Below are 24,339 nucleotides of genomic sequence, written 5' to 3'. Positions count from 1 at the left end.
TCAGACCACCCCCCGCAGGTGGTCGACCAGGGCCGCACCCCGCGCCCGGTTGACCACGGCCACCAGGTCGATCCGCACCCCGCCCGGTGGAGCGGGCGGCCATTGCGGATCGGCCGGCCCGGGGTCGTACCCGGGCCCGGCGAGCCGGGCGAAGTGGCCTGGCCAGCGTTCGGCCATCCAGCGCTCGGCCAGGCGTTGCAGCCGGGCGGCCTTGGCCCGACCGATGGCCTCGCTGGGTTGTTGGAAGCCCCGCTCGGAGCGGGTCTTCACCTCGCAGACCGCGACGGTGTCGCCGTCGAGGGCGACGATGTCCAGCTCGCCCTCGACACAGCGCCAGTTGCGGTCAAGGATGCGGAGCCCGGCCTCCGCGAGGCGGCGGGCGGCGACCCGCTCCCCGTAGCGGCCGAGCCCGCTCTTGGTGTTGCGGTCCGGGCTCTTCCCGGTGTCCGCCCCGGCTGCGGCCGCGTTCGGTACGGCCTGGTCCTGCACGACGGTGTTCTGCACGGTGACCACCTCCGCCGAGGAGGCTGCACCACCGTGCGCGACGAAGCCGGGAAATTCCCTGACCCTGTGGATAACTCAGGCCTGTGGACAACTTTTGTCACCCGCAGGAGTGAGAAGCCCCCGTCGCGCGAAATTCGGCTGGACAACGCGGGACGGAGTCGTCCAACGTCAGTTCCCGAAGCCGGACTCGTCCGAGGGCAGCTCCAGATCGCTCTTCGCGAGTTCCTCGATGTTCACGTCCTTGAAGGTCAGCACCCGGACCTTGCGGACGAACCGGGCCGGCCGGTACATGTCCCAGACCCACGCGTCCGCCATCGACACCTCGAAGAACACCTCGCCCTGGACCGAGTGCACCTGCAGCTCGTAGTCATTGGTGAGGTAGAACCGTCGCTCGGTCTCGATCACGTACTTGAACAGGCCGACGACGTCCCGGTACTCCCGGTAGAGCTTGAGCTCCATCTCGGTCTCGTACTTCTCGAGATCTTCGGCACTCATCCAGGCGTCCCCTCAACTTGTCACGTCCACCCATTGTGGACCACCGCACCCACGCTCAGAGCCGTACCGGATCGACCGGCGGGCCCTCTGCCAGCAGCCGCCCGAGGAAGTCCACCAGTCCGGCCGGATAGACCGTCTCGGCGGTCCCCCGCAGTTCCTCGACCGTCCACCAGCGCGCCGCGAGCAGCTGGGCGTGTTCGTCCCCGCCCATGCCCGAGTGGTCCAGACCCGTCTCCGTGGTCCGGGCCAGGTGGAACCACTGCTCCTGCTCGTAGCGCTGTCCCTGAAAGGAGAACGACACCGTGCCGTACGCCACCAAGGGCCCCAGGTCCACACCCCGCAAGCCGGTCTCCTCCGCGAGCTCCCGTTCGGCGGCCTCACGCACGTCCTCCCCCGGCTCCAAGCCGCCCCCGGGCGTGAACCACCACGTCTCCCCGGGCGCGGCCGGATCGGCGCCCAGGAAGAGGAGGATGCGGTCCAGCCCGTCCAGCAGCAGGATCCGCGCCGCCCGGCGACGCTGTGCTGTCATGGCAGCGCTCCACGCTCCTTCCGTACGGATCGGTGGCGCTATCGATCCTGCCACCCGACGCGTCCGTCCGGGGCGATGTTCGGCAGAGCGGCCCGGCCGGCGACGGCCGTGCTCAGGAGCTGCGCCCCCGGCGAAGCCTGCGGGCCAGGCCCGCCACCCCGCCCACCGCCGAGGTCACGACGATCAGCGCCGCGCCCGCAACGCTGGCGTAGGCGGCCGGCTCCAGCGGCCCGGACTCGCCGGCCTTGGGGCCCGCGAAGGAGTCGAAGGCCGTGGTGCGGTCGAGCAGGCCCATCCGGCCGAAGGGTTGCAGGATGGCCTCGACCCTGGCCTCGACCTCGGTGGTCGGGATGGTCCCGGCCTCGACCTCCAGGTGGGTGCGGGAGTCGAGCGAGCCGACCCGGTTGTCACCGAGCAGGAACAGCCGTCCCTGCGGCACCGTCACGCTGAACGACTCGCCTTGGCGGCCCTGGGTCGCGAGGTAGGGCTCCTCCACCGGCTGACCGTTGACCGTCAGGCGGTGGTCACTGTCGATGGTGGCGACGGTGTCCCCGCCGACCGCGACCACCCGCTTGACCATGAGTTCCCCGCCCCAGGCCTGGTCGCGGAAGACCACCACGTCGCCACGACCGATGGCACCGCCGCCCGCCTTTCGGGCGAGCACGGTGTCCCCAGTCTGGAGGGTCGGGTACATCGAGGCGGTGGGGACCTTGTACGGCCGGTAGTCGACCGCGATGAGGGCGAAGCCGCCGATCATCAGCACCAGCCCGAGCGCGAGCGCGATGCCCTGCAGCACTGCGGCGGGCCCGCGGCGGGGAGGGGCGGGAGTGGCCGGACGGTCGGCCGACTGTTCCATGACACTGCTCATCGACACCGTCCACCTCAGGCCGACCGGAGAACACCACTGGCACGCCGGTGGCTCGGGCGCGAACGCCGACGGGCCGTGGCACGTCCGAGCAGATTACTCGTCGGTACCACGGCCCGCGCAAGAGCTGGAGACGACCCGGTGGAGCTCAGGACTCCTTCCGGTGGTCCGCCCGGGCCCGGACCCGACGCACCAACGGAAGCAGGGCGACGGCACCCACCACACCCGCCGCGGGAGGCGCCATCGGCAAGGTCTCCGCCAAGTCCTTCTGGTCGAAGGTGTCCGGCACCGGCAGCGTGGACCAGTGGTCGATCGGCCAAGCCACCACGAAAGCACGCCCGATCACGTTGTCCACCGGCACGGCTCCACCGCCCGGCTGGTCCATGTGGAAACGGGAGTCCAGCGAGTCCGCACGGTGGTCTCCCATCACCCAGATCCGGCCGTTCGGCACCCTCACCGGACCGAAGGGCTGAGTCCCGCAGGGGGTGTTGCCCTGGTAGATGTACGGCTCGTCGAGCGCGACACCGTTCACCATGACCGGCCCGTCGCCCTTGCACTCGACGGTGTCCCCGCCGACCGCGATGACGCGCTTGATCAGGTCCTTCTCATTCGTGGAGGGCATCAGGCCGATGAAACTGAGCACGTCCTGGAAACCCCGGACGAAGGAGTTGTTGCTCCGCTGGGACGGCTCGTCGTTCAGCCAGCCGCCCGGGTCGTGGAACACCACGACCTCACCGCGCTCGGGCTCGGCCCCGAACCAGGGGGTCAGCTTGTCCACCAGGACGCGGTCGCCGACCTGAAGCGTGTTCTGCATCGACTCCGACGGAATGGAGAACGCCTGGACGAAGAAGGTCTTGATCACCAGCGCGAGGATCAGCGCGATGCCGATCAGGATCGGCAGCTCCTTCAGGAATGACCGCTGCTTGTGCGGCTCGGCCGGAGCCTCCGACTCCGACTCCTCCGCCGGCTCGGTCCCCCGCCGCAGGGGCTCCGAGGAGTCCTCCGGTCCGGTGCCGTGCTCGTCGGCGGTCTGAGCGGTCGTGTCATCGACCGCGGCCGAGGGTGCCGAGGAATCGGCGGACCGGGTCACCCGGCCACCGCCCGGGCGCTCGGGTTCCCCGGCGCCCGAACGGGCACCGATCACCAAATCCCCCACAACGTCTCCTCCCTGCTGTGCGGACGCCCGCGCGCCCGCGCTCAGAGTGCCGCACAGCGGGCACCACGCTCGCCACGACCATGAACGCATCAGGGCTGCCCACAACGGGCTCCCCTGACACCAACGCGGCCTCGGCGCACAGCCGGGATACCGGCCGCACCTGCACTTCTCTATCACTCCAAGGCATCCGACTCACGGTTCCACACGCGCGGCCCGGCCGTTCAACGGCCGGAGCGGCTCGCTCGGGAGGTCGCCCCCGGTCGGCGAATGACGAGCGGCAGGATGCCCAACAAACCCATAACGAGCGGAGGTTGCATTGGAACCGGCCCAACGCCCATCGATTTCGGCGCAGTTCCGCCGGGCGGCGAAGCCCCGGCGAGAGAGGAGAGTGAACTCGGCTCATCGAGTTGATGGAAGCGGTCCAGCGGCCAGGCGATCACGAACGCGCGACCGACAACACCGCTCAGCGGGATGGTCCCCTGTCCCGGATTGCCCATGTGGAAGCGCGAGTCGGCGGAGACATCGCGGTGGTCACCCATGACCCACAGGCGCCCCTTCGGCACCGTCACCTTGAAGGGCTGCCGGGACGGCGGGTTGCCCGACGCGAGGTACGGCTCCGCCACCGCGCGACCGTTGACGCTGAGCCGGCCCTGCGGGTCGCAGCACTCGACGGTGTCCCCACCGACACCGATGACGCGCTTGATCAGGTCCTGCTCGTTGTCGGACGGCAGCAGCCCGACGAAGGTCAGCACGTCTTTGGCCGCGCCCAGCACCGGACCGTCGTCGGACGGCTTGTGATCGTTCTCCAGCCAGCCGCCCGGGTCCTTGAACACCACCACATCGCCGCGCTGCGGCTCACTGCCGAACCAGGGGGTCAACTTGTCCACCAGCACCCGGTCCCCTACCTGGATGGTCTGCTCCATCGAGCCCGAGGGGATCACGAACACCTGGACCAGGAAGGTCTTCATCACCAGCGCCACCAGCAGCGCCACCAGGATGATCGTCGGGAACTCGCGCAGCAGCGAGCGCTTGCGCCGCCGGGCCGCGCGTCGGGCGCTGCGGCGGCGCTCGGCGCGGCCGCGGACCGGCGGGGCAGCGTCGGGCCCGGCGCCGCCCGGTCCGGTGTCACCCGACTCCGTGGCCGGGTGGTCGGCGACCCGCCCCCTACCTCTGGTCCCCATGACCACCCGTCCTCGCAATCGCGGCGAAGGCCTCAGGCCGGTCCAGGCCGGTCCAGCGCGAGAACGGGTAGACCAGCCAGTCCGCCCGGCCGATCACCTTGTCCTCGGGCACGAAGCCGCCGCCGGGCTCGCCGAGGTGGTCGCGGGAGTCCCGGGAGGCGCTCCGGTGGTCGCCCAGCACGAACAGCTTGCCGGCTGGCACCACGATGTCGAAGGCCACGTCGGACGGCTGGTCGCCCGGGTCAAGGTAGGAGGTCTCGTCGACCGGCACGCCGTTGACGGTGATCGGCTTGCCCGGGCCGGTACTGGTCACCCGGTCCCCGCCGACGCCGATCACGCGCTTGACGTAGAGCGTGTCCCCCGCCGGGGCGAGCCCGAGGTCCCGGCCGAGCGAACGAAGGTTGTCCCAGAAGCCCGGCTGCACGGCCGACTCGGGAAGGAAGGAGCCCGTCCCGTCGAAGACCACGACATCGCCCCGCTGGGGGTGGCCGCCGAAGGCATAGGCGAGCTGGTTGGCGATCAGCCGGTCGCCGGGCCGCAGGGTGTCCTCCATCGAGCCGGAGGGCACCGTGAACGGACGGGCCACGAAGGCGTTCACCAGGAGCACGGCCGCCAGGCAGATCCCGGCCAACAGCAACAGGTCCCGCGACCGCGAGTGCCCGGACTCCTCGTCCGGCTCCTCGCCCTCGCCTTCGCCCGGCTCCGCACCCTCGTGCCGCTGCTCACCCTCGCGCGGATGCTCGGCCTCACGCGGCTCCTCAGCGAGGACGTCGGCACCGACACCCGCACCGACGAAGGCACCGGTAGCCGCAGCCACAGCCGAAACCGCCACGGAACCCTCCCCCGAAACACCCCCGGAAACGACCGCGGACCGCGACAGCGAGTCCGCACCGGTGGGTGCGGGACTGCCGTCGCGGTCCGCGGGTGGTTCGTGCGTGCTCATCGGGGGCTGAGCTTACCTTGCGGCCGCCCGGCCCTTCAGAGCGCTCCGATCCCCGGCGTGGCCGGGGGCCGGTGGATCAGCGGTCGCGCTTCTCCTTGATCTTCGCGGCCTTGCCGCGGAGGTCACGCAGGTAGTACAGCTTGGCGCGGCGAACCGCACCGCGGGTCACGACCTCGATCTTCTCGACGACCGGGGTGTGCACCGGGAAGGTGCGCTCCACGCCGACGTTGAAGCTGACCTTGCGGACGGTGAAGGTCTCACCGACGCCGGCGCCGTGGCGGCGGATGACGACGCCCTGGAAGACCTGGACACGGGAGCGGTTGCCCTCGATGACCCGGACGTGGACCTTCAGGGTGTCACCGGCACGGAAGGCCGGGATGTCGCTACGCAGCGAGGCCGCGTCGACAGCAGCGAGCTTGTTGCTCATGTTGCTCTCCATCGCAGGCGCCACGGGCCGCCCACGGAAGTTCGTCACAATGGGGTCTGCTGCGGGCCGCGTCGGCTGACGGCGATCCCCCCGTGGCGGGGGCGCCGGTCCACGTGCCCCCTACGGGAGGGAACCAGCGACAGACAGCAGCCGCCTATTCTTCCACACCACCGGCCACGGACCGAAATCGGCCGAGCTCCTCGTCCCAGGCCAGGCCCAGGACGCTGAGCGCCTGGCGGTCCTTCTTGTCGAAGGCGCCGTACTGCCAACGCTCGACCAGGTCGGGCCGGTTGGCCAGGGTGCGGGCGAAGGCCTGCTCCCGGCGCCAACGGGCGATCTTGCCGTGGTTGCCGCTGAGCAGCACGTCCGGTACGGTCCGGCCGCGCCACTCGGCGGGCTTGGTGAAGACCGGGCCCTCCAGCAGGTCGGCCATCGCACCAGGGGCGAAGGAGTCGTCCCGGTGGGACTCGGCGTTGCCGAGCACGCCGGGCAGCAGCCGGGCGATCGCCTCGACCATCACCAGCACCGCGACCTCGCCACCGGCCAGCACGTAGTCGCCGATCGAGGCCTCGACCACCGGCATCCGGGTGGCCGCCTCCTCGATCACCCGGCGGTCGATGCCCTCGTACCGCGCGGGGGTGAACGCCAGCCAGGGGCGGCCGGCCAGCTCCTGGGCGAGCTCCTGGGTGAACGAGCGCCCGCTCGGGGTGGGCACGACCAGCGTGGGCAGCTCGCCCTCGGGTCCGCCGGCGACGACCGCGTCCAGCGCCTCGCCCCACGGCTCGGGCTTCATCACCATGCCGGGGCCGCCGCCGTACGGGCTGTCGTCCACCGTGCGGTGCACGTCGTGGGTCCACTCGCGCAGGTCGTGGACGCGCACGTCCAGCTGGCCGCGGGCGCGGGCCTTACCGACCAGCGAGATGTTCAGCGGCTCCAGGTACTCGGGGAAGATCGTGACGACGTCGATCCGCATCCCGGACCGGACGCCCTCAGCGGCATCCCGGCCGGCGCCCGGACCGGCATCGGGAACGACACCCGGACCGTCGATCTGAGGGGTGTGCTCGACGGTCACTCCGACTCCCCCGGCTTCGCCGAATCACCGGACTCGCCGGACCCGCCCGCCTCACCAGGCTCCGCCGACGCCTCAGCCGACGCCTCAGCCGACGCCTCAGCCGGCTCCTCCGCCGCCGCACCGGCGACCTCGGCCCGCTCGGGGTCGATCAGCCCGGCCGGCGGGGTGATCACGGCCCGCTGGTTCTCCAGGTCGATGGTCGGCACGATCTGGCTGACGAAGGGCACCAGCACCTCCGTCCCGTCGGCCTTCTTCACCGTGAGCAGGTCCTGGTACGGGAGGTGGACCACCTCGGTCAGCTCGCCGACCGGGGTGCCGTCGAGCAGCACCACGTCGAGGCCGATCAGCTGGTGGTCGTAGTACTCCTCCGGGTCCTCGGGCCGCTCCTCCGGGTCGACCTCGGAGATGAGCAGCGTGCCCCGCAGAGCCTCGGCCGCGTTGCGGTCCTTGACGCCGGCGAAGCGCAGCAGCAGTCGGCCGCTGTGCACCCGGCCGGACTCGATGGTCAGCGGTCCGGCAGAGGCCGGGTCGGTGAGCAGGACGGCACCGGGGCCGAGCCGGAGTTCCGGCTCGTCGGTGCGGACCTCGACACTGACGTCCCCCCTGATGCCGTGGGCGCGGCCGATCCTGCCGACGACGAGCTGCACGGTGATCGTTCTCCTGGAGTTGCTGAGCGAGAGGGCAGAGACAGGTAAGCAGAGCAGCCGGCCCGTGGCGGCGCGTGGCACACGCGCCGCGGGAGCCAGCAAAAAAGGCCGACCGGGACGACATGCGTCCCGGTCGGCCTCAAGCCCGACGGCTGAACGAGCAGCTGCGTCAGCGAATGTTGTCCACGTCGACCAGGTCGACCCGGACGTTGCGACCGCCGAGGGCGCCGACCACGGTGCGCAGAGCGCGCGCCGTGCGGCCGCCCCGGCCGATCACCTTGCCGAGGTCATCGGGGTGCACTCGCACCTCGATGGTGTTGCCCCGACGCAGGTTGCGCGAGCGCACCTGCACCTCGTCGGGGTGCTCGACGATGCCCTTCACCAAGTGGTCGAGGGCGTCCTCGATCACGATCAGGCCTCGGCGGCGGCGTCGGCCTCAGCCTCGGCCTTGTCCGACTTCTTGGCCTTCGGGGTGATGGCGACACCGGTGGTGGCGTCCTCGAAGCCGGCGACGGCCTTGGCGAACAGGTGCGAGAAGTCCTCGACCTTCGGCTCGGCGACCTTCAGCGGCTCCGGAGCCGGCAGGCCCTTGAACTTCTGCCAGTCGCCGGTCAGCTTCAGGATGGCGAGCACCGGCTCGGTCGGCTGGGCGCCGACGGACAGCCAGTACTGGGCGCGGTCGCTGTCGACCTCGATCTTCGAGGGGTTGTAGGTCGGCTGGTAGATGCCGATCTCCTCGATCGCGCGACCGTCACGCTTGGTGCGGGCGTCGGCGACGACGATGCGGTAGTGCGGGGAGCGAATCTTGCCGAGACGCTTCAGCTTGATCTTGACTGCCACGGGAGTGGATTCTCCTGGTGTTGACGTGGGTGAGCGTCCTCGCCGTCCGCGTGGGGTTGCGGGGGCGGGGCGTTCAAGGGACACGCCAGCCGTAGGAGAGAGGGGTCCTGCCCGGCTGCCGAGTACTCAGCTGTCCATTCTGCCATACCGGCGAGGACGGCCTTCACCCGACCTCCGCGGACTGGGCTGCTCAGACCGCCGGAGACAGCGGCACTCAAGGCCCGGAACCCACGGTTCAGGGCTCGACCGGGAGCCCCCGCTCCCGGTCAGCCCACAGACTCACCGACTCCGATCGCCCGATCACCCCGGTCGCACCGACTGCCCGCACAGTCGCCGACCGGTCCCGGCCGACCGCTTACGCGATCTTGAACGGCTGCTGGCACGCGCCGCAGACGATGGACGCCTGCGCCAGCACGGACGGCACGACCCGGACGTTGCGTCCGCAGCCGCAGACCGCCTTGACCCGGACGCCGCCGCCGGAGGACCCGTGCCGGGCGGCCGGGCCGCGGAAGGCCCGGTTGGTGCCGTCGCCGGCCACCGCTTCCTGGTGCGCGCCGAGGGCGCGGTCCAGGCGCTCGATGGTTTCGGCGTAGCGCTCCTGCGTCTCCTTGAGCATGGTCACCTGGGAGAAGCCGCTACTCGCGTGCGGCTCGACCGGGTGCGCCAGGCCCAGCTCGGAGGCGAGCATCAGGAAGCGCCGGTTGTGGTAGCGGCCCGCGCGCGAGGTGTCCCGGATGTCCCGGGCCGCGGCCAGACCGTGGGCAGCCTCGTGGAGGAGCCGCTCGAAACCGAGCCGCGTGCCACAGGCCGAGGAGGACTCGCCGATCAGGGCCTCAGGCGAGGCCAGGTCCGGGAGGTCCTGGTGGTAGGCCTGGATGTCGCTCCAGGCGGCGGCCAGTTCGGCCGCGAGGACGAGGGGCTGTGTCGTGCTCACGCTAGACCAACGATGCAGGGCGAGCCGATGTTCCGCATGTTCCCGTTCTCCGGGAATTCCCAGGGAACTCCCAGGAATGCGCGACTGTGCGCGAATTGCGCGTTCCGGATCTGACGCAAGACCAACCCCCTGCCGGTTTCGGCCCGTCGCAGAGTCGGCGGGCCTCGTGAATTCCGTCCGAGGGACGGGCTGTCGCCCCAGGGACATACGGCCCGTGGACCCGCCGAAGTTGACAGGGCCACGGGCCGTACACCGTACCGCTATTCCGTTAATACCGGCAGTTGACCGGCCAGTAGGGATGTCGGGTGCCGGTAGTCCTCCGGGAGAGTTACCGGATTCTTACCAACCCGCATTCCGGGCAAATGTCGCCGCTAACGGTCATCGCCTGCGGGTAACAGGCATCAGTACGCACGCGCGACGATCGCGATATTGCCGTCCTGGTCGTCCGACTGCGGCACCGAACCGTCGGCCGCGACGATGCAGCGCACCGTCACGCCCTGCTCGGACAGCTTGGCCTCGCCCTCCGGGCCGAGGTCGGCCCAGGAGATCCGGCCCCAGCCGGTCGCGGCGGCCTCGACGGCCTCGTCGAGGGTCTTGACGTCGACGGTGCGGGCCTCGCGACGCTCGCGGGACTGGCGCAGCAGCAGCGCCTGGTCCTCCTCCAGGATGCCCGGCAGCAGCGCGGCCAGGGCGTCGATGGAGACGGGCTCCTTGCCACCCGGGATGCGGCGGGCCAGCATCGCGGTGCCGTTCTCCAGGTCGCGCGGGCCGACCTCGATGCGCAGCGGAACGCCCTTGAGCTCCCAGTCGACGGCGCGGCGGCCGAACGGGGTGTCGGTGCGGTCGTCGACGACGGTCCGGATGCCGGCCGCCTCCAGCGCGGCGCCGATCTCGCGGACCTTGGCGATGACGGCGTCGTCGCCCTTGATGGCCAGCACGACGGCCTGGACCGCGGCCAGGCGCGGGGGCACCCGCAGGCCGTTGTCGTCGCCGTGGGACATGATCAGGCCGCCGACCATGCGGGTCGAGACGCCCCAGGAGGTCTGCCAGACGTGCTCGCGCTCGGCGCCCTGCAGCTGGTAGGTGGTGTTGAACGCCTTGGCGAAGTTCTGGCCCAGCTCGTGGCTGGTGCCCATCTGCAGGGCCTTGCCGTCGCCCATCATGCCCTCGAGGGTGAGGGTGTTGATGGCGCCGGCGAAGCGCTCCTTGGCGGTCTTGCGGCCGAGCACCACGTCGATGCCGAGCACATTGGTCATGAAGTCGCCGTAGACCTGGGTGTGGATCATCGACGCGTACTCACGGGCGTCCTCGTAGGTGGCGTGGGCGGTGTGGCCCTCCTGCCAGAGGAACTCGGTGGTGCGCAGGAAGACGCGCGGGCGCAGCTCCCAACGGACCACGTTGGCCCACTGGTTGATCAGCAGCGGCAGGTCGCGGTGGCTCTGCACCCACTTGGAGAAGTACTCGTTGATGATCGTCTCGGAGGTCGGCCGGACGACGACCGGCTCCTCCAGCTGCTTGCCGCCGCCGTGGGTGACCACCGCGAGCTCGGGCGCGAAGCCCTCGACGTGCTCGGCTTCCTTGGTCAGGTAGGACTGCGGGATGAACATCGGGAAGTAGGCGTTCTGCGCGCCCGCCTTCTTGATGCGCGCGTCCATCTCCTGCTGCATCCGCTCCCACAGGCCGTAGCCGTACGGTCGGATGACCATGGTGCCGCGCACCGGACCGTTGTCGGCCAGCTCGGCCTTGTTGATGAGGTCCTGGTACCAGCGGGGGAAGTCTTCCGCCTGGGGGGTGAGAACGGGTGCCTTAGCCATGGGCCGAATCGTACGGGGCGTGGCCCTCCGGTTTCGAATCGGTATCACACCCGCGGCAGTGGTACGGCCCCCGCAGGGGGCGCACGACCGCGACACGCGCGCACCACCCTGCACCCCTCTGGACGCCGGGCCCGACCCGCTGTTCGCTGGAGTGGGGCGGGACTTTGGGGGAGCCGTAGCAGCACACCGAAGGACCGGATGGGAGGCCGCGATGGCTTCAGCTCGGACGACCGGCACGACCGTACGACCAACAGGCGCACGATCGCACCACCCGCAGCCCGGGGCCGCCGCGCCCCCGCGGCCCCGCGACTGGGCGGAGATCCAGGAACGCATGCTGGTACCGCTCTACGAGGCGGTGTACGACCGCCTGGAGGTCGGCCCGGCGAGCAGCGTGCTGGGACTGGGCTGCCGGTCCGGACTGGCCCTGCTGCTGGCGGCCGGACGGGGGGCCCAGGTCGCCGGGCAGGAACCGCGGGACGAGCTGCGCGAGCTGGCCCGCAACCGTCGGCTGCGGGTGTGCGCCGGGTCCCGGCCGACCGCCGCCGTCCCCCGCTCGGCCCATTCCCTGGTGACCGTTTTCGAGCAGCTGCCCGGCGCGGCCGAGCCCCGTGCGGTGGTCGCCGAGGCGGCCGGGCTCACCCTTCCGGGCGGGCACGTGGTGCTCGCCGCCTGGGGCCCGCCGGAGCGCTGCCAGAGCGCCCCGGTGCTGGACGTGGCCCGCCGGAGGGCGGGCCGGACCACCGCGCGCGACCCGTTCGAGCTGAGCGCGCCCGGCACGCTGGAGGACCTGCTCGCCCCGGCCGGCCTGCGCCCGGCCGGCAGCGGCCGGGTGAGCTGCCCGTTCGCCTACCCGGACCTCGACAGCGCGGTCCGCGGCCTGCTCTCCACCGGGCTGTTCGAGGCGGCCGAGGAGTTCTCCGGTGCCCCGCTGGTGGCCAAGGAGCTGGAGGAGGCGCTGCAGCCGTACCTGCGCCCGGACGGCACGGTCCGGATGGAGAACGTCTTCCGCTACCTGGTCGCCGAACGGCCGCGGTAGGGCGTTCGCAGGGAACGACCGCGCCAGGACCAGGCGGAGACGGAAGCGGGCGGGAACAGAACCGATCGGAAACGGAAGCCGGACAACGGAAACCGGGGGCGTCCGCCATCGCGGCGAGCGCCCCCGGCAGTGACTTCACGCCTGGTCGAGCGACTTCCCGTCCGACCCGCCGTCCCCGTCCCCGTCCCCACCCGAGCCCGCGCCCGCGCCCGCGCCCGCGCCCGAGGCGGAAGCAGAGCCCGAGCCCGCGCCTGAGCCGGAGCCCGGCTCCGCATCCGAGTCCGAGGCCTCCCGCGGCACCCCCGCCGCCCGGTACGCCGCCTCCTCGTCCAGCGTCTCCGCCTCCAGCAGCGCCGCCGCCAGCGCGTCCAGCCGGTGCCGCTGCTCGGTCAGCAGCCGCACCGCGTCCTCGTAGCACTCGGCGACGATCCGCCGGGCCTCCTCGTCCACCGCGTCCAGCGTGGTCGGCGCCGCGGAGAGCCCGTAGGCACCGGCGCCCTGCACGTCCGCGGGCACGGCGGTGAGCCGCCCGACCCGCTCGCTCATCCCCCAGCGCCCGGCCATCCCGCGCGCGATGCTGGTGACCTGTTCCAGGTCGCTCTCCGCGCCGGTGGTGATCACCCCGTAAACGACCTGCTCGGCCGCCATCCCGCCGAGCGCGCCGATGATCCGGCCGCGCAGGTAGGGCTCGGTGTACGAGTAACGGTCGTTCTCCGGGGTGGAGAGGGTCACGCCGAGCGCGCGGCCGCGCGGCACGATGGTGATCTTGCGGACCGGGTCCGCGCCGGGCTGGAGCATGCCCAGCAGCGCGTGCCCGCTCTCGTGGTACGCCGTCCGCTCGCGCTCCTCCTGGGGCATCACCAGCGGCCGCACGGCGCCGAGTTGGACCTTCTCCAGGGCGTCCGAGAGGTCCCGTTCGTTGACCGCGTCCTGCTTGCGCTTGACGGCCAGCAGGGCGGCCTCGTTGACCAGGTTGGCGAGTTCGGCGCCGGTCATCCCGGGGGTGACCTTGGCCAGCTGGGTGAGGTCGGTGCCGCCGGCCAGCGGGACGGTCCGGGTGTGGATGCGCAGGATGGCGGCGCGGCCCTCCCGGTCGGGCGGGCTGACGGTGATCCGCCGGTCGAAGCGGCCGGGGCGCAGCAGCGCCGGGTCGAGCACGTCCGCCCGGTTGGTCGCGGCGATCACGATGACGCCCTCGGAGCCGGAGAAGCCGTCCATCTCGGTGAGGATCTGGTTGAGCGTCTGCTCGCGCTCGTCGTGCCCGCCCATGCCGCCGCCGGCGCCGCGCTGGCGGCCGATGGTGTCGATCTCGTCGATGAAGATGATCGCCGGGGCGACCTTACGGGCCTCGGCGAACAGTTCGCGCACCCGGCTGGCGCCGACGCCGACGATCATCTCGATGAACTCGGAGGCGGAGGCGGAGAAGAACGGCACGTCCGCCTCGCCGGCCACGGCCCGGGCCAGCAGGGTCTTGCCGGTCCCGGGCGGGCCGCTGAGCAGCACCCCGCGCGGCATCTTGGCGCCGAGCCTGCGGTACCGGTCGGGGTTCTTCAAGTAGTCGACCACCTCGGTGAGTTCGGCTTCGACCTCGTCGATGCCGGCCACGTCGGCGAAGGTGGTGCGCTTGCCCTGCTCGGCGGTGACCGGCTTGGGCGGGGCCTTGCGACCGAGCGGCCCGGCACCGAGGCCGCCGGCCATCCGGCGGGCGAGCAGCACCCAGATGAAGACCAGCAGCAGCATCGGGGCGAGCGAGAGCAGCAGGTTGGTGAGGAAGCTGCGCTGCTGCACCGGCGAGGTCGCGGTCACCTCGACGCCGTGCTGCTGCAGGGTGGCCCACAGGTTGTCACCCGCGAAGGAGGGGCGCTGGGTGTCGAACTCGGTGTAGCTGCCCTTGCCGCCGTCCGGTTTGGGCTGGGCGCTCTTGAGGGCGCCCTCGATCGCGTCGCCCTTGGAGTAGATCTTGGTGATGTTGCCCTTGTTCAACTGGTTGTTGAACTCGGTGTAGGAGATCGTGGTGGCGCCCTCGTTGCCGAAGAACGACAACAGCAGGTCGGAAATCAGGAACACCACGAGTGCGGTGAGGACGAGGCCCGCCCAGCCGCCGGGCATCCGGCGTCGGGGCGGCGGCGGGGGCGGCGCACCCTCGGACCGCCAGGGCTGGTCGGGGGTCTGGCGCGGCGGCGCGGGTTCGGTCACCCACCGGACGATACGGACAGGTACTCGGGCGAGCCAACCGCAACGCCGCGCCCCACCGGCCGTACGGCCGCGCCGGAGCCCGCGCCCCGATGGCTATGCCGCGGTGCCCGGCCATTCCTCCGCGGTCAGCGCGAAACGCTCGTGGTCGCGCCAGTCCCCCTGCAGGAACAGCATCCGCGGCGTGAAGCCCTCGTGCCGGAAGCCCAGCCGCTTGGCCATCGCGATCGAGCGCTCGTTCTCCGGCTGCACGTTGATCTCCAGCCGGTGCAGGCCCAGCCCGTCGGCCGACTGCGGGGCGAAGCAGCGTTCCAGGACCAGTCGCAGGCCCTCGGTCATCCGCCCGGTGCCGGCGAACGGCAGGTACGAGTCGTAGCCGAGCGCGCCGTTGCAGAACCGGCCCATCACGATGTTGGCGACGTTCACCTTGCCGACCAGCCCGCCGGAGTCCCGGTCGAAGATCAGGAAGGTGCGCAGGCCCGGTCCCTGGCGCTCCAGCAGTTCCGGCAGCCCGTCCGGCTCGACCGGGTTCCACCGCCCGATGTGCTCGGCGGACCGGCGGACCGCCTCGGCGTACACAACCTCGTCCTCGGCCCTCGGGGCCCTGATCATCACTCGCACGCCAACATCATCGGACATGGCAGCATCATCGGGCATATGAACGGCCCGCCGCCCGGAGATCACCGAACGACGGGCCGATCAGAACGGCTCAGGACCGACCGAAGCCGATCAGGACGGCTCAGGCCGAACAGGCCGGGCCGAGGGCCGAGGACTACAGCAGGTCCTTGAACTCCTTGGGAAGCTCGAAGTCGGCCGGGCCCTTGCCCGCACCGAGGCCGAACGCGCCGCCCTCGGCCTGACCCTGGCCGGCGCCCGGGCCGAGCGCCCGGCGCTCGGCGGCCGCGGCCTCCTCCTGGGCGCGCTTCAGCGGGTTGCCGCTCTTGCGCTTGCCCTTGGCCTGCGGGGCCTTCTTGGCGGACTTCTTCGCGCCGCCGCCCATGCCCGGGATCCCCGGCATGCCGGGCATGCCCTTGCCGGAGGCCATCGCGGACATCATCTTGCGGGCGTCGAAGAACCGCTCGACCAGGTTCTTCACCTCGCCGACCTGGACACCCGAACCCTTGGCGATGCGGGCCCGGCGGGAGCCGTTGATCAGCTCCGGCTCGGCGCGCTCGGCCGGGGTCATCGACTTGATGATCGCGCCGACCCGGTTGACGTCCTTGTCGTCGATGTTGTTGATCTGCTCGCGGATCTGGCCCATGCCGGGCAGCATGCCGAGCAGCTTGGAGATCGAGCCCATCTTCTGGACCTGCTCCAGCTGCGACAGGAAGTCGTCCAGGGTGAACTGCTTCGGGCCGCCGCGCAGCTTGGCGGCGATCTTCTCGGCCTCGGCCTGCGAGAAGGTCTGCTCGGCCTTCTCGATCAGCGAGAGGACGTCACCCATGCCCAGGATGCGCGAGGCCATCCGGTCCGGGTGGAAGGCGTCGAAGTCGTCGACCTTCTCGCCGTTGGAGGCGAACATGACCTGCCGGCCGGTGACGTGCGCGACCGACAGGGCGGCACCGCCGCGGGCGTCGCCGTCGAGCTTGGAGAGCACCACACCGGTGAAGTCGACACCGTCGAGGAAGGCCTGCGCGGTGGTGACCGCGTCCTGACCGATCATCGCGTCGACGACGAACAGGACCTCGTCCGGGTCCACCGCGGCGCGGATGTCGGCGGCCTGCTGCATCAGCTCGGCGTCGATGCCCAGGCGGCCGGCGGTGTCGACGATGACGACGTCGTACTGCTTCTGCTTGGCGTACTCGATCGAGTCCTTGGCGACCTGCACCGGGTCGCCGACGCCGTTGCCCGGCTGCGGGCCGTAGAAGGCCACGCCGGCCCGCTCGGCGACCACCTGGAGCTGGTTGACCGCGTTGGGGCGCTGGAGGTCACAGGCGACCAGCAGCGGGGTGTGCTTCTGGCTCTTGAGCCAGAAGCCGAGCTTGCCCGCGAGGGTGGTCTTACCGGCACCCTGCAGACCGGCGAGCATGATGACCGTCGGGCCGTTCTTGGCGAACCGCACCCGGCGGGTCTCGCCACCGAGGATCGCGATGAGCTCCTCGTTGACGATCTTGATGATCTGCTGCGCCGGGTTCAGCGCGCCGGAGACTTCGGCGCCGAGCGCCCGCTCCTTGACCCGCTTGATGAAGGCCCGGACGACCGGCAGCGCGACGTCCGCCTCCAGCAGCGCGATGCGGATCTCGCGGGCGGTGGCGTCGATGTCCGCCTCGCTCAGGCGGCCCTTGCCCCGGAGGTTCTTGAACGTCGCTGCGAGGCGATCGGAAAGGGTGTCGAACACGTCGGCGCGGGTCCTCTGCGGCATCGGTATCGGTACGGTCGTCGTCCCCCAGGGTATCCGGCCGCCCCGGTTACGGTCTCCACCCCTGCCGAAACCCCCGCCCCGACCGGTTCTCAGCCCAGCGCCGCCCGCACCGCCGCCGCCACCTCCCCGGCCCGCTCGGCGGTGAGCGGACGGCCCGCCGCGTCGGTCAGGTAGAACGAGTCGACGGCCTCCGCGCCCAGCGTGGAGACGTGCGCGGTGCGCACCCGCACCCCCGCCCCGTCCAGCGCCCGGCCGATCCGGTGCAGCAGTCCGGGGGCGTCGTGCGCGCGGACCTCCAGCACCGTCGCGGTCGCCGAGGCCACCGCGGGCGCCACCGCGACGAGCGGCGGCGGGGTGGGGATGCCCTTGCGGCGCGGGGCGGCGGCGTCCCGCTCCGCGAGGCGGCGGGAGACGTCCAGCGAGCCGTCCAGCGCCCGGCGCAGGTCGGCACGCAGCCTGGCGGCCTCCGGCAGCTCGCCGAACTCGGCGGCCACCCGCCAGGACAGCAGCAGCACCGGGCCCGCGCCGATCGGGTCCAGCTCGCGCAGCCCGGCCGAGCGGACGGTCAGCCGGTGCAGCGCGAGCACCCCGGCGACCGTGCCGAGCAGCCCCGGACGGTCCGGGACGGCCAGGGTCAGCTCGACTCCCATCGGTTCGGTGCCCGGGTCCGCCCCCGCGGCCTGGGCCAGCAGCGACAGCGCCGGCTCGCCGGTGCGGGCGGCCTCGACCGCGAGCCGCTCCTGCCCGGCGGTGGGCGCCCCCTCCGCGGGCGCACCGCCGACCCCGGCGAGCCGGGCGGCGGCCCGGGCCACCAGGCCGTCCACCAGCGAGGCCCGCCAGCCGCTCCACGCGGCCGGGCCGGTGGCCAGCGCGTCCGCCTCGGTGAGCGCGTGCAGCAGTTCCAGCTCCGACAGGGTGCCGACCGCCTTGGTGATCGCCTCGACGGTGGCCGGGTCGTCCGGGTCGCGCCGGGTCGCGGTGTCCACCAGGGTCAGGTGGTGGCGGACCAGCACCGCCAGGGTCTCGGTGTCCTCGGCCCCGAAACCCATCCGGGCGGCCACGTCGCGGACGATCACCTCGCCCGCCTCGCTGTGGTCACCGGGCCAGCCCTTGCCGATGTCGTGCAGCAGCGCGGCGACCAGCAGCAGGTCCGGCCGGGCCACCCGGCGGGTCATCGCGGCGGCCCGCACCGCCGTCTCCACCAGGTGCCGGTCCACCGTCCAGCGGTGCACCGCGTTGCGCTGCGGACGGCAGCGCACCCGCTCCCAGTCCGGCAGCAGCCGGGTGACCAGTCCTTCCGCCTCCAGCGCCTCCCACACGGGGACGGCGGCCTCCCCCGCGCCGAGCAGGGTGACCAGCTGTGCGCGCGCCTCGTCCGGCCAGGGCACCGGCAGCGGTCGGCACTCGGCGGCCAGCCGGCGCACCGTCGCGTACGAGACGGTCAGTCCGTTCTGGGCGGCGGCGGCCGCGGCGCGCAGCGGCAGCACCGGGTCGGTGGCCGGGCGGGCGGCCTGGGCGAGCACCGCCTCGCCGTCCTGCTCGACCACGCCCTCGGCGAGCGGGCGGCGCTCGACCGCGCCCCGGGCCACCGCGCCGGTGCCGCGGCCGACGCCGGTGAACGGGAAGCCCCGCCGGCCCGTCCGGCGGCCCCGGCCGGAGCGGGCGGCCAGTATCCGGTCCACCGCCCGCCAGGTGACGTCGCTCGCGTAGGCGATGGTCCGGGCGGCCTCGTAGACCTGGCGCAGCAGGGTGTCGGCGTCCAGCACACCGAGCCGCTCGGCGACCTGGTCCTGGTCCTGGAGGCTGAGCCGCTCGGTGGCCCGTCCGGTGACCAGGTGCAGCGCGTCGCGGACGTCGGCGAGCCGCAGCGCGGCGGCCTCCAGACCGTCCCGGGGCGCGTCGGCGAGCCAGGTGGCGGCGATCGCGTCCAGCGCGACCAGGTCGCGCAGCCCGCCGCGGGCCTCCTTGAGGTCGGGCTCCAGCAGGAAGGAGAGCTCCCCGTGGCGTTCGGCCCGCTCCCGGCCCAGCTCGCGCAGCTCGGGCAGGCGCGCGGCGGCGCCGGCGCGCCAGTCGGTGAGCACCGCGGAACGCAGCGCTGCGGTGAGCGCCGCGTCCCCGGCGAGGTGGCGGGCGTCCAGCAGGCCGAGCTGGGCCTTGAGGTCGGCGGCGGCGACGGAGCGGGCCTCGGCGACGGTGCGCACCGAGTGGTCGAGCTTGGCGCCCGCGTCCCAGACCGGGTACCAGATCCGCTCGGGCAGCTCGCGGGCGATCGGGCCGTCGTGCAGCAGCAGGACGTCCAGGTCGCTGCGCGGGGACAGTTCGCCGCGCCCGTAACCGCCGACGGCGACCAGGGCGACGCCGGAGGCGGGGGCGCCGGCGTCGGTGAGCAGCCCGGCCAGCCAGTCGTCGGTGAGCCGGGCGAGCGCGGCCCGGCGGGGGCGGCCGGTCAGGCCGGGCCGGTCGAGCAGCTGGGCCCGGGCGGCGGCGTGGTCGGAGGGGGCGGAGGAGTCGGAGGGGCTGGTCTCGGTGGTCATGCGCGTGGGTCCCGTCCGTCAGGTGGGCCGCCGATCGGTCAGGGCGTCACAGGGCGTCCGGCCCGCGTTCGCCGGTGCGGACCCGGACGGCGGTGTCGACCGGGATGCTCCACACCTTGCCGTCGCCGATCTTCCCGGTCCGGGCGGCCTTCACCAGGGCGTCGATGAGACCGTCGGCGTCCTCGTCCTCGACCAGGACCTCGATCCGGATCTTCGGCACCAGGTCCACGGTGTACTCGGCGCCCCGGTAGACCTCGGTGTGGCCGCGCTGGCGGCCGTAGCCGCTGGCCTCGGTGACGGTCAGGCCGTGGACCCCGAAGGCCTGCAGGGCGGCCTTCACCTCGTCCAGGCGGTACGGCTTGATCACAGCGGTGATGAGCTTCATCAGGCGTCGACCTCGGTCTTCTCAACGGGCTTCTCGACGGACACGGCAACCGGCGCGGGGGCGGCACCGCCCAGGCTCGGCAGGGCCCGGGCCAGGCCGGCGCCCACGGCGCTGAAATCGTAGGCGGACTCGGCGTGTTCGGCCTGGTCGATGCCCGCCACCTCGACCTCCTCGGCGACCCGGAAGCCGACCAGCTTGTCGACCGCCTTCGCCAGCAGCCAGGACAGCACGAACGAGTACGCCGCGACCACCGCCACGCCCATCGCCTGCTTGCCGAGCTGACCCAGCCCGCCGCCGTAGAACAGGCCCTTGGCGGTCTGGCCGACCCCGCCGGTGGCGAACAGGCCGATCAGCAGCGAGCCGATCGCCCCGCCGACCGCGTGCACGCCCACCACGTCGAGGGAGTCGTCGAAGCCCCAGCGGTACTTCAGCGAGACGGCGGCGGCGCAGACCGCGCCCGCGATCAGGCCGATCGCCACGGCGCCGAGCGGGCTGACCGAGCCGCAGGCCGGGGTGATCGCGACCAGTCCGGCCACCGCGCCGGAGGCGGCGCCCAGCGTGGTGAACGCGCCGTGCTTGAGCTTCTCGTAGATCAGCCAGCCGATCAGCGCCGCGCCGGTGGCGACCTGGGTGTTGACGAAGGCCATCGCGGCGACGCCGTTGGCGGCCAGCGCCGAGCCGGCGTTGAAGCCGAACCAGCCGAACCACAGCAGCCCGGAGCCGAGCATCACCAGCGGCAGGCTGTGCGGGCGCATCGGGTCCTTCTTGAAGCCGACCCGCTTGCCCAGCACCAGGCAGAGCGCGAGGCCCGCGACCCCGGCGTTGATGTGCACGGCCGTCCCGCCGGCGAAGTCGATCACGCCGTTTCTGTCGCCCAGCCAGCCGCCGTGGCCGTTGTCGGTGAAGAACACCCAGTGCGCGACCGGGAAGTAGACGACCGTCACCCAGAGCGCGATGAACAGGCCCCAGGCGGCGAACTTGGCCCGGTCCGCGATGGCGCCGCTGATCAGCGCCGGGGTGATGATCGCGAACATCAGCTGGAAGACCGCGAAGGCGGTGACCGGGATGGTCCCGTTCAGCTCGTTCAGCCCGATCCCGCGCATCCCGAGGAAGTCCAGGTTGCCGATGAGTCCGGCGAAGGAGTCGGGCCCGAAGCTGAGCGAGTACCCGTAGAGGACCCAGAGCACGCTGACGATGCCGAGCGAGAGGAAGCTCATCGCCAGCATGTTCAGTGTGCTCTTGGCCCTGACCATGCCCCCGTAGAAGAAGGCCAGGCCCGGGGTCATCACCATGACCAGGGCCGCACTGATGAGCACGAAGGCGGTGTCGCCCGCGCTGAAGCCGTCCGGCATCGGCGTCTCCTCTGCGTGAAAGCCGCTCCACACCCCGGGTACCTGTCCCGTGCCACCCGGGTGGCGGCGATGAAGAGGAGAGTGCCGAAGGCTGGTTTCGGCCAGTGCGGCCGGTTGTTTCGCGGCCGTGACGCGTGCGTCGCGCGGGTTACGGGCACGTGAACCGCGGCCCCGCCGCGGGGCCGGATGGGCTACCGTGCCGCCGCGTGCCGCCGCCGGTGCCCCAGAAGCCACCGACCGCGGCGGCGGCGGCCGTCGCGGTCGGTGGAGTCCGGTGCGGGGGTCGCTCAGACCACCGAGACGAACTCCGGGATGTCCTGAACCACCCGCTCCTTGAGCCGGCTCACCGCGTCCACGCCCTTGAACCGGGCGGAGGCGGCCTCCGTGGTCTTGCGCACCCGGGAGTTCAGCCGCTCCGAGCGCACCTTGGTCGCGATGTCCACCGCCTGCTCGGCGTACACCACCGCCTCCTCGGCCTCCTTCTGCAGCAGGTGCACGCTGGCCATGCCGATCAGGTTGAAGGCGTACGAGCGCACGTGGTCGTCGTCCTGGCGGAACAGGTCGACCGCGCGTTCCATCACCGGCGCGGACAGCGAGGCGTACAGCTCGGCGTTGTCCGAGTGGTACGCGAGGTCACGGAAGGAGTGCGCGTTCTCGGCGTTCAGCTCGGCCGGCGAGAAGAACTTCAACCAGTCCGGATCGCCGTCCCCGTCCCGGATGTCGGTGAAGGTGTCCTCGGCCAACCGGATCGCCCGGGCGCAGCGGTTCACCTCGCCGATGGTGGCGTAGGCGCGCGCCTCCATCGCGTACAGCAGGGACTGCTGGCGCGGGGTGGCGGTGTCCCGGCTGCCGTACTGCGCCAGGTGGATCAGTTCCAGGGCGTCCTCACCCCGGTTGAGGTGGATCATCTGGCGGCTCATGTCGGTGAGGATCAGGGCGCCGAACGGGCGGTCGCCGGCCTCCTTCGCCGCGTGCAGGGCGAGCACGTAGTACTTCTGCGCGCTCGGGTGCATCCCGACGTCGTAGGACATCCAGCCGGCCAGGTGGGCGAGCTCGGCGGTGAGCCGGAACAGCCGCTTGGTGGTGTCCTCGGTGTACGTCTCCTGGAGCAGGTCGGTGACCTCGTGGAGCTGGCCGACCACGGCCTTGCGGCGCAGCCCGCCGCCGTTCTGGGCGTCCCACTGGCGGAACATGACCGTGGTCTGCTCCAGCAGTTCCAGCTCGGGCTCGGAGAGCCGGCCGGTGAACGCCTCGCCGCCGTTGGCCGCGGTGAGGATCGGGGTGGGCATGCCGGTCGGGCCGGGGGCGAGCCAGCGCTGCATCGGCTCGATCAGCGCGGCGCCGGCGGTCAGCGCGAGCGAGGTGCCGAGGAACCCCCGGCGGTTGAGCATCAGGTCGCTGCGGGAGTACTCGCTGATCAGCTGGACGGTCTGCGGGGCGCTCCAGGGCAGGTCCACGCCGCCGCCGACGGTGGAGACCGGGATCGCGGCGCGCAGGCCGAGGTCCTCGATCGAGACCACGGAGCCGAAGCGCTCAGAGAACAGCTCCGACATGATCTTGGGGATCGGCTCGCGGGGCTGCTCGCCGTCGAGCCAGCGGCGCACCCGGGAGGTGTCGGTGGACACGTGGTGGGCGCCGATCTGCCGGGCCCGGCGGTTGACCTGGCGGGCCAACTCCCCCTTGGACCAGCCGCTGCGGGCGAACCACGTGGTCAGCTTCTCATTGGGTTGCTTCTCTGCCATGGGAACGTCCCCATCCCGCCCGGCCCCTTCGGGGCCCCCGATCGTGACCGCCCGACGGTTGCGGGCTCTTGCCAGACGTGCCGTGCCTGAGGTGTTGCGGTACCGCCTCGTCGTACTGGTGCGCCATCGTCCAGGACGGTGCGTCAGATCCCCAACTCCCGTTCCCCGGCGGCCCGGAGCAGGCTCCATGACGACGTCCGTGCGCTGAACGTAGTGCCCCGCGAGGTACCCGTGGGAGCGGTCCTGGCGAAACGCCACCTTTCGCCACCCCCAGGAGTGAACCGAAGCCAGGGGGCACACGCTTCACTGGATAGGCCCGACGGTCCGGCATATGCGGGCCGCCAAGTCCTCCGGTCAACTCCGGCGGACCCGGCGGACCCCACAATCCACCGCAGTCACAAGCGAGTTCGCCGCCCACTCGGGACAGCAACAGCCTCACGCACACGACGATCCGGCATCGGCGCCGCCCCCACAAGGCGGCGCCCGAGGCGCACCACCGCAACAGGCGCACGCCAAGCGCTGCGCGCCGCCACCGCACAACGCACCACGCAATGGACAATCAACACACAGTCACCATCCCGTAACCATCGGCAACGAGAACCTGTTGGGGGAGGCATGGACAACCTGTTCGGCGAACTTCGACTGGGGCACCTGCGGCTGGCACCGCTGGGCGCGCGCCGCCGCACCAAGGTCACCGCGTCCCAGGCCGCCGCGGAGTACACCGGCCGCTGGGGCTGGGCGGTCGCCACCGGCGACCCGGCCACTGGCACCCCGGTAACTGGCGCCACCGCCCCGACCCGCTGTCCCTGCGGCGCCCACCGCTGCGCCGCGCCCGGCCTGCACCCCGTGCCGGGCGCCGGGAGCCGGGCCCGGGCCCGGGCCTTCAGCGCCGAGGGCTCCGTACTGTTCCCCACCGGCCGCGCCTTCGACGTCCTGGACGTCCCCGAGCAGGCCGGCCTGCAGGCGCTGGTCCGGCTGGAGCGGATGGGCACCCAGGTCGGCCCGGTGCTCGCCCCGCCCACCGGCCGGCTGCAGTTCCTGGTCACCGCCGGCACCGCCCGCCGACTGCCCGACCTGCTCTACCGGATGGGCTGGGACGACGCCGCGCTCGATCTGACCTGCCACGGCGAGGGCGGCTACGTCGCCGCCCCGCCCACCGTCCTCGGCGGGCTCGGCCCGGTCCGCTGGCTGCGCCGCCCCACCCGCGACAACGCCGGCTGCCCGCCCGAGGCCCGGCTGCTGCTCGGCACCCTCGCCTACGCCTGCCACCGCAGCCGCGAGCGCACCGCCGAGCCGGCCTGGATCGCCTCGTGACCCGCCCGCTCGTC

At 72.1% G+C, this 24,339-nt stretch carries 23 protein-coding genes; 2 read left to right on the top strand and 21 right to left on the bottom strand.

What is annotated here, in order from left to right; genetic code table 11:
• The 14 genes from ACFQ87_RS23175 to proS all read right to left on the bottom strand — a co-directional run bounded on the left by ACFQ87_RS23175 (window position 1) and on the right by proS (window position 11,407).
• Complete coding sequence (locus tag ACFQ87_RS23175) at window positions 1–489, bottom strand: YraN family protein (RefSeq protein WP_380612722.1); 489 nt, start codon at window positions 487–489, stop codon at window positions 1–3.
• Window positions 490–672: 183 nt separating this feature from the next.
• On the bottom strand, window positions 673–999 hold the full coding sequence (locus ACFQ87_RS23170) for a DUF2469 domain-containing protein (protein WP_030056781.1): 327 nt from the start codon (window positions 997–999) through the stop codon (window positions 673–675).
• A gap of 55 nt (window positions 1,000–1,054) precedes the next feature.
• Window positions 1,055–1,528, bottom strand: a complete 474-nt coding sequence (locus ACFQ87_RS23165) for an NUDIX hydrolase (protein WP_380612693.1) — start codon at window positions 1,526–1,528, stop codon at window positions 1,055–1,057.
• Between the two features lie 112 nt (window positions 1,529–1,640).
• Window positions 1,641–2,396, bottom strand: a complete 756-nt coding sequence (lepB, locus tag ACFQ87_RS23160) for a signal peptidase I (protein ID WP_380612692.1) — start codon at window positions 2,394–2,396, stop codon at window positions 1,641–1,643.
• 145 nt (window positions 2,397–2,541) lie between these two features.
• Window positions 2,542–3,549: a signal peptidase I gene (gene lepB / locus ACFQ87_RS23155; RefSeq protein ID WP_380612691.1), complete on the bottom strand. Its 1,008-nt coding sequence runs from the start codon at window positions 3,547–3,549 to the stop codon at window positions 2,542–2,544.
• Between the two features lie 221 nt (window positions 3,550–3,770).
• Window positions 3,771–4,730, bottom strand: coding sequence for a signal peptidase I (lepB, locus tag ACFQ87_RS23150; protein ID WP_380612690.1), 960 nt, complete (start codon window positions 4,728–4,730; stop codon window positions 3,771–3,773).
• Window positions 4,714–5,562 (bottom strand): signal peptidase I, encoded by an 849-nt coding sequence (gene lepB, locus ACFQ87_RS23145; RefSeq protein ID WP_380612689.1) that lies wholly within the window; start codon window positions 5,560–5,562, stop codon window positions 4,714–4,716. The genes lepB (ACFQ87_RS23150) and lepB (ACFQ87_RS23145) overlap by 17 nt, the downstream gene beginning before the upstream one ends.
• A gap of 187 nt (window positions 5,563–5,749) precedes the next feature.
• Window positions 5,750–6,100: a 50S ribosomal protein L19 gene (gene rplS, locus ACFQ87_RS23140; RefSeq protein ID WP_063347674.1), complete on the bottom strand. Its 351-nt coding sequence runs from the start codon at window positions 6,098–6,100 to the stop codon at window positions 5,750–5,752.
• Between the two features lie 154 nt (window positions 6,101–6,254).
• Window positions 6,255–7,073, bottom strand: coding sequence for a tRNA (guanosine(37)-N1)-methyltransferase TrmD (gene trmD, locus ACFQ87_RS23135; protein ID WP_380612721.1), 819 nt, complete (start codon window positions 7,071–7,073; stop codon window positions 6,255–6,257).
• 95 nt (window positions 7,074–7,168) lie between these two features.
• Complete coding sequence (gene rimM, locus ACFQ87_RS23130; protein WP_380612688.1) at window positions 7,169–7,819, bottom strand: ribosome maturation factor RimM; 651 nt, start codon at window positions 7,817–7,819, stop codon at window positions 7,169–7,171.
• Between the two features lie 169 nt (window positions 7,820–7,988).
• Entirely contained in the window at window positions 7,989–8,228 is a 240-nt protein-coding gene (locus ACFQ87_RS23125) for an RNA-binding protein (protein WP_030056773.1), read from the bottom strand.
• 2 nt (window positions 8,229–8,230) lie between these two features.
• On the bottom strand, window positions 8,231–8,659 hold the full coding sequence (rpsP, locus tag ACFQ87_RS23120) for a 30S ribosomal protein S16 (protein ID WP_196946892.1): 429 nt from the start codon (window positions 8,657–8,659) through the stop codon (window positions 8,231–8,233).
• A gap of 355 nt (window positions 8,660–9,014) precedes the next feature.
• A complete protein-coding gene (locus ACFQ87_RS23115; protein ID WP_188307074.1) occupies window positions 9,015–9,593 on the bottom strand; it encodes a hypothetical protein in 579 nt (192 codons plus the stop codon).
• A gap of 401 nt (window positions 9,594–9,994) precedes the next feature.
• On the bottom strand, window positions 9,995–11,407 hold the full coding sequence (gene proS / locus ACFQ87_RS23110) for a proline--tRNA ligase (protein ID WP_380612687.1): 1,413 nt from the start codon (window positions 11,405–11,407) through the stop codon (window positions 9,995–9,997).
• A 211-nt stretch (window positions 11,408–11,618) separates the two neighbouring features.
• Between proS and ACFQ87_RS23105 the strand changes: the two genes are divergently transcribed.
• Window positions 11,619–12,443, top strand: a complete 825-nt coding sequence (locus ACFQ87_RS23105) for a class I SAM-dependent methyltransferase (RefSeq protein ID WP_380612686.1) — start codon at window positions 11,619–11,621, stop codon at window positions 12,441–12,443.
• A gap of 135 nt (window positions 12,444–12,578) precedes the next feature.
• Here the strand turns inward: ACFQ87_RS23105 and ftsH are convergent, their stop codons facing one another.
• From ftsH to ACFQ87_RS23070, 7 genes are all read right to left on the bottom strand, one after another.
• Window positions 12,579–14,639: an ATP-dependent zinc metalloprotease FtsH gene (gene ftsH / locus ACFQ87_RS23100; protein WP_380612685.1), complete on the bottom strand. Its 2,061-nt coding sequence runs from the start codon at window positions 14,637–14,639 to the stop codon at window positions 12,579–12,581.
• Between the two features lie 93 nt (window positions 14,640–14,732).
• Window positions 14,733–15,275: a GNAT family N-acetyltransferase gene (locus ACFQ87_RS23095; RefSeq protein WP_380612684.1), complete on the bottom strand. Its 543-nt coding sequence runs from the start codon at window positions 15,273–15,275 to the stop codon at window positions 14,733–14,735.
• Window positions 15,276–15,408: 133 nt separating this feature from the next.
• Window positions 15,409–16,974 (bottom strand): signal recognition particle protein, encoded by a 1,566-nt coding sequence (gene ffh / locus ACFQ87_RS23090; RefSeq protein WP_380612720.1) that lies wholly within the window; start codon window positions 16,972–16,974, stop codon window positions 15,409–15,411.
• Between the two features lie 113 nt (window positions 16,975–17,087).
• Complete coding sequence (locus ACFQ87_RS23085; RefSeq protein WP_380612683.1) at window positions 17,088–19,532, bottom strand: [protein-PII] uridylyltransferase; 2,445 nt, start codon at window positions 19,530–19,532, stop codon at window positions 17,088–17,090.
• A gap of 46 nt (window positions 19,533–19,578) precedes the next feature.
• Window positions 19,579–19,917: a P-II family nitrogen regulator gene (locus ACFQ87_RS23080; RefSeq protein ID WP_380612682.1), complete on the bottom strand. Its 339-nt coding sequence runs from the start codon at window positions 19,915–19,917 to the stop codon at window positions 19,579–19,581.
• The gene (locus ACFQ87_RS23075) at window positions 19,917–21,269 is read right to left on the bottom strand and encodes an ammonium transporter (protein WP_380612681.1); all 1,353 of its coding nucleotides are present in this window, start codon (window positions 21,267–21,269) and stop codon (window positions 19,917–19,919) included. The genes ACFQ87_RS23080 and ACFQ87_RS23075 overlap by 1 nt, the downstream gene beginning before the upstream one ends.
• 287 nt (window positions 21,270–21,556) lie before the next feature.
• The gene (locus tag ACFQ87_RS23070) at window positions 21,557–23,011 is read right to left on the bottom strand and encodes a hypothetical protein (RefSeq protein WP_380612680.1); all 1,455 of its coding nucleotides are present in this window, start codon (window positions 23,009–23,011) and stop codon (window positions 21,557–21,559) included.
• A gap of 615 nt (window positions 23,012–23,626) precedes the next feature.
• Here ACFQ87_RS23070 and ACFQ87_RS23065 point away from each other — a divergent pair.
• Window positions 23,627–24,325 (top strand): bifunctional DNA primase/polymerase, encoded by a 699-nt coding sequence (locus tag ACFQ87_RS23065; RefSeq protein WP_380612679.1) that lies wholly within the window; start codon window positions 23,627–23,629, stop codon window positions 24,323–24,325.
• The last annotated feature ends 14 nt before the right edge of the window (window positions 24,326–24,339 follow it).

Origin of the sequence: Kitasatospora sp. NPDC056531 (assembly GCF_042794375.1) — a bacterium.
Classification (GTDB): Bacteria; Actinomycetota; Actinomycetes; order Streptomycetales; family Streptomycetaceae; genus Kitasatospora.
Note: the sequence above shows the minus strand (reverse complement) of the source record. Positions and strands in the feature narration are given on the sequence as shown.

What these genes read in the sequence shown, in the direction of transcription:
- ACFQ87_RS23075 (WP_380612681.1), bottom strand. Translation starts at nt 21,269, where the DNA reads ATGCCGGACGGCTTCAGCGCGGGCGACACCGCCTTCGTGCTCATCAGT.
- ACFQ87_RS23105 (WP_380612686.1), top strand. Translation starts at nt 11,619, where the DNA reads ATGGCTTCAGCTCGGACGACCGGCACGACCGTACGACCAACAGGCGCA.
- ACFQ87_RS23070 (WP_380612680.1), bottom strand. Translation starts at nt 23,011, where the DNA reads ATGGCAGAGAAGCAACCCAATGAGAAGCTGACCACGTGGTTCGCCCGC.
- lepB (WP_380612690.1), bottom strand. Translation starts at nt 4,730, where the DNA reads ATGGGGACCAGAGGTAGGGGGCGGGTCGCCGACCACCCGGCCACGGAG.
- ACFQ87_RS23065 (WP_380612679.1), top strand. Translation starts at nt 23,627, where the DNA reads ATGGACAACCTGTTCGGCGAACTTCGACTGGGGCACCTGCGGCTGGCA.
- ACFQ87_RS23085 (WP_380612683.1), bottom strand. Translation starts at nt 19,532, where the DNA reads ATGACCACCGAGACCAGCCCCTCCGACTCCTCCGCCCCCTCCGACCAC.
- ACFQ87_RS23080 (WP_380612682.1), bottom strand. Translation starts at nt 19,917, where the DNA reads ATGAAGCTCATCACCGCTGTGATCAAGCCGTACCGCCTGGACGAGGTG.
- rplS (WP_063347674.1), bottom strand. Translation starts at nt 6,100, where the DNA reads ATGAGCAACAAGCTCGCTGCTGTCGACGCGGCCTCGCTGCGTAGCGAC.
- ACFQ87_RS23170 (WP_030056781.1), bottom strand. Translation starts at nt 999, where the DNA reads ATGAGTGCCGAAGATCTCGAGAAGTACGAGACCGAGATGGAGCTCAAG.
- ACFQ87_RS23165 (WP_380612693.1), bottom strand. Translation starts at nt 1,528, where the DNA reads ATGACAGCACAGCGTCGCCGGGCGGCGCGGATCCTGCTGCTGGACGGG.
- ACFQ87_RS23095 (WP_380612684.1), bottom strand. Translation starts at nt 15,275, where the DNA reads ATGTCCGATGATGTTGGCGTGCGAGTGATGATCAGGGCCCCGAGGGCC.
- trmD (WP_380612721.1), bottom strand. Translation starts at nt 7,073, where the DNA reads ATGCGGATCGACGTCGTCACGATCTTCCCCGAGTACCTGGAGCCGCTG.
- lepB (WP_380612692.1), bottom strand. Translation starts at nt 2,396, where the DNA reads ATGAGCAGTGTCATGGAACAGTCGGCCGACCGTCCGGCCACTCCCGCC.
- proS (WP_380612687.1), bottom strand. Translation starts at nt 11,407, where the DNA reads ATGGCTAAGGCACCCGTTCTCACCCCCCAGGCGGAAGACTTCCCCCGC.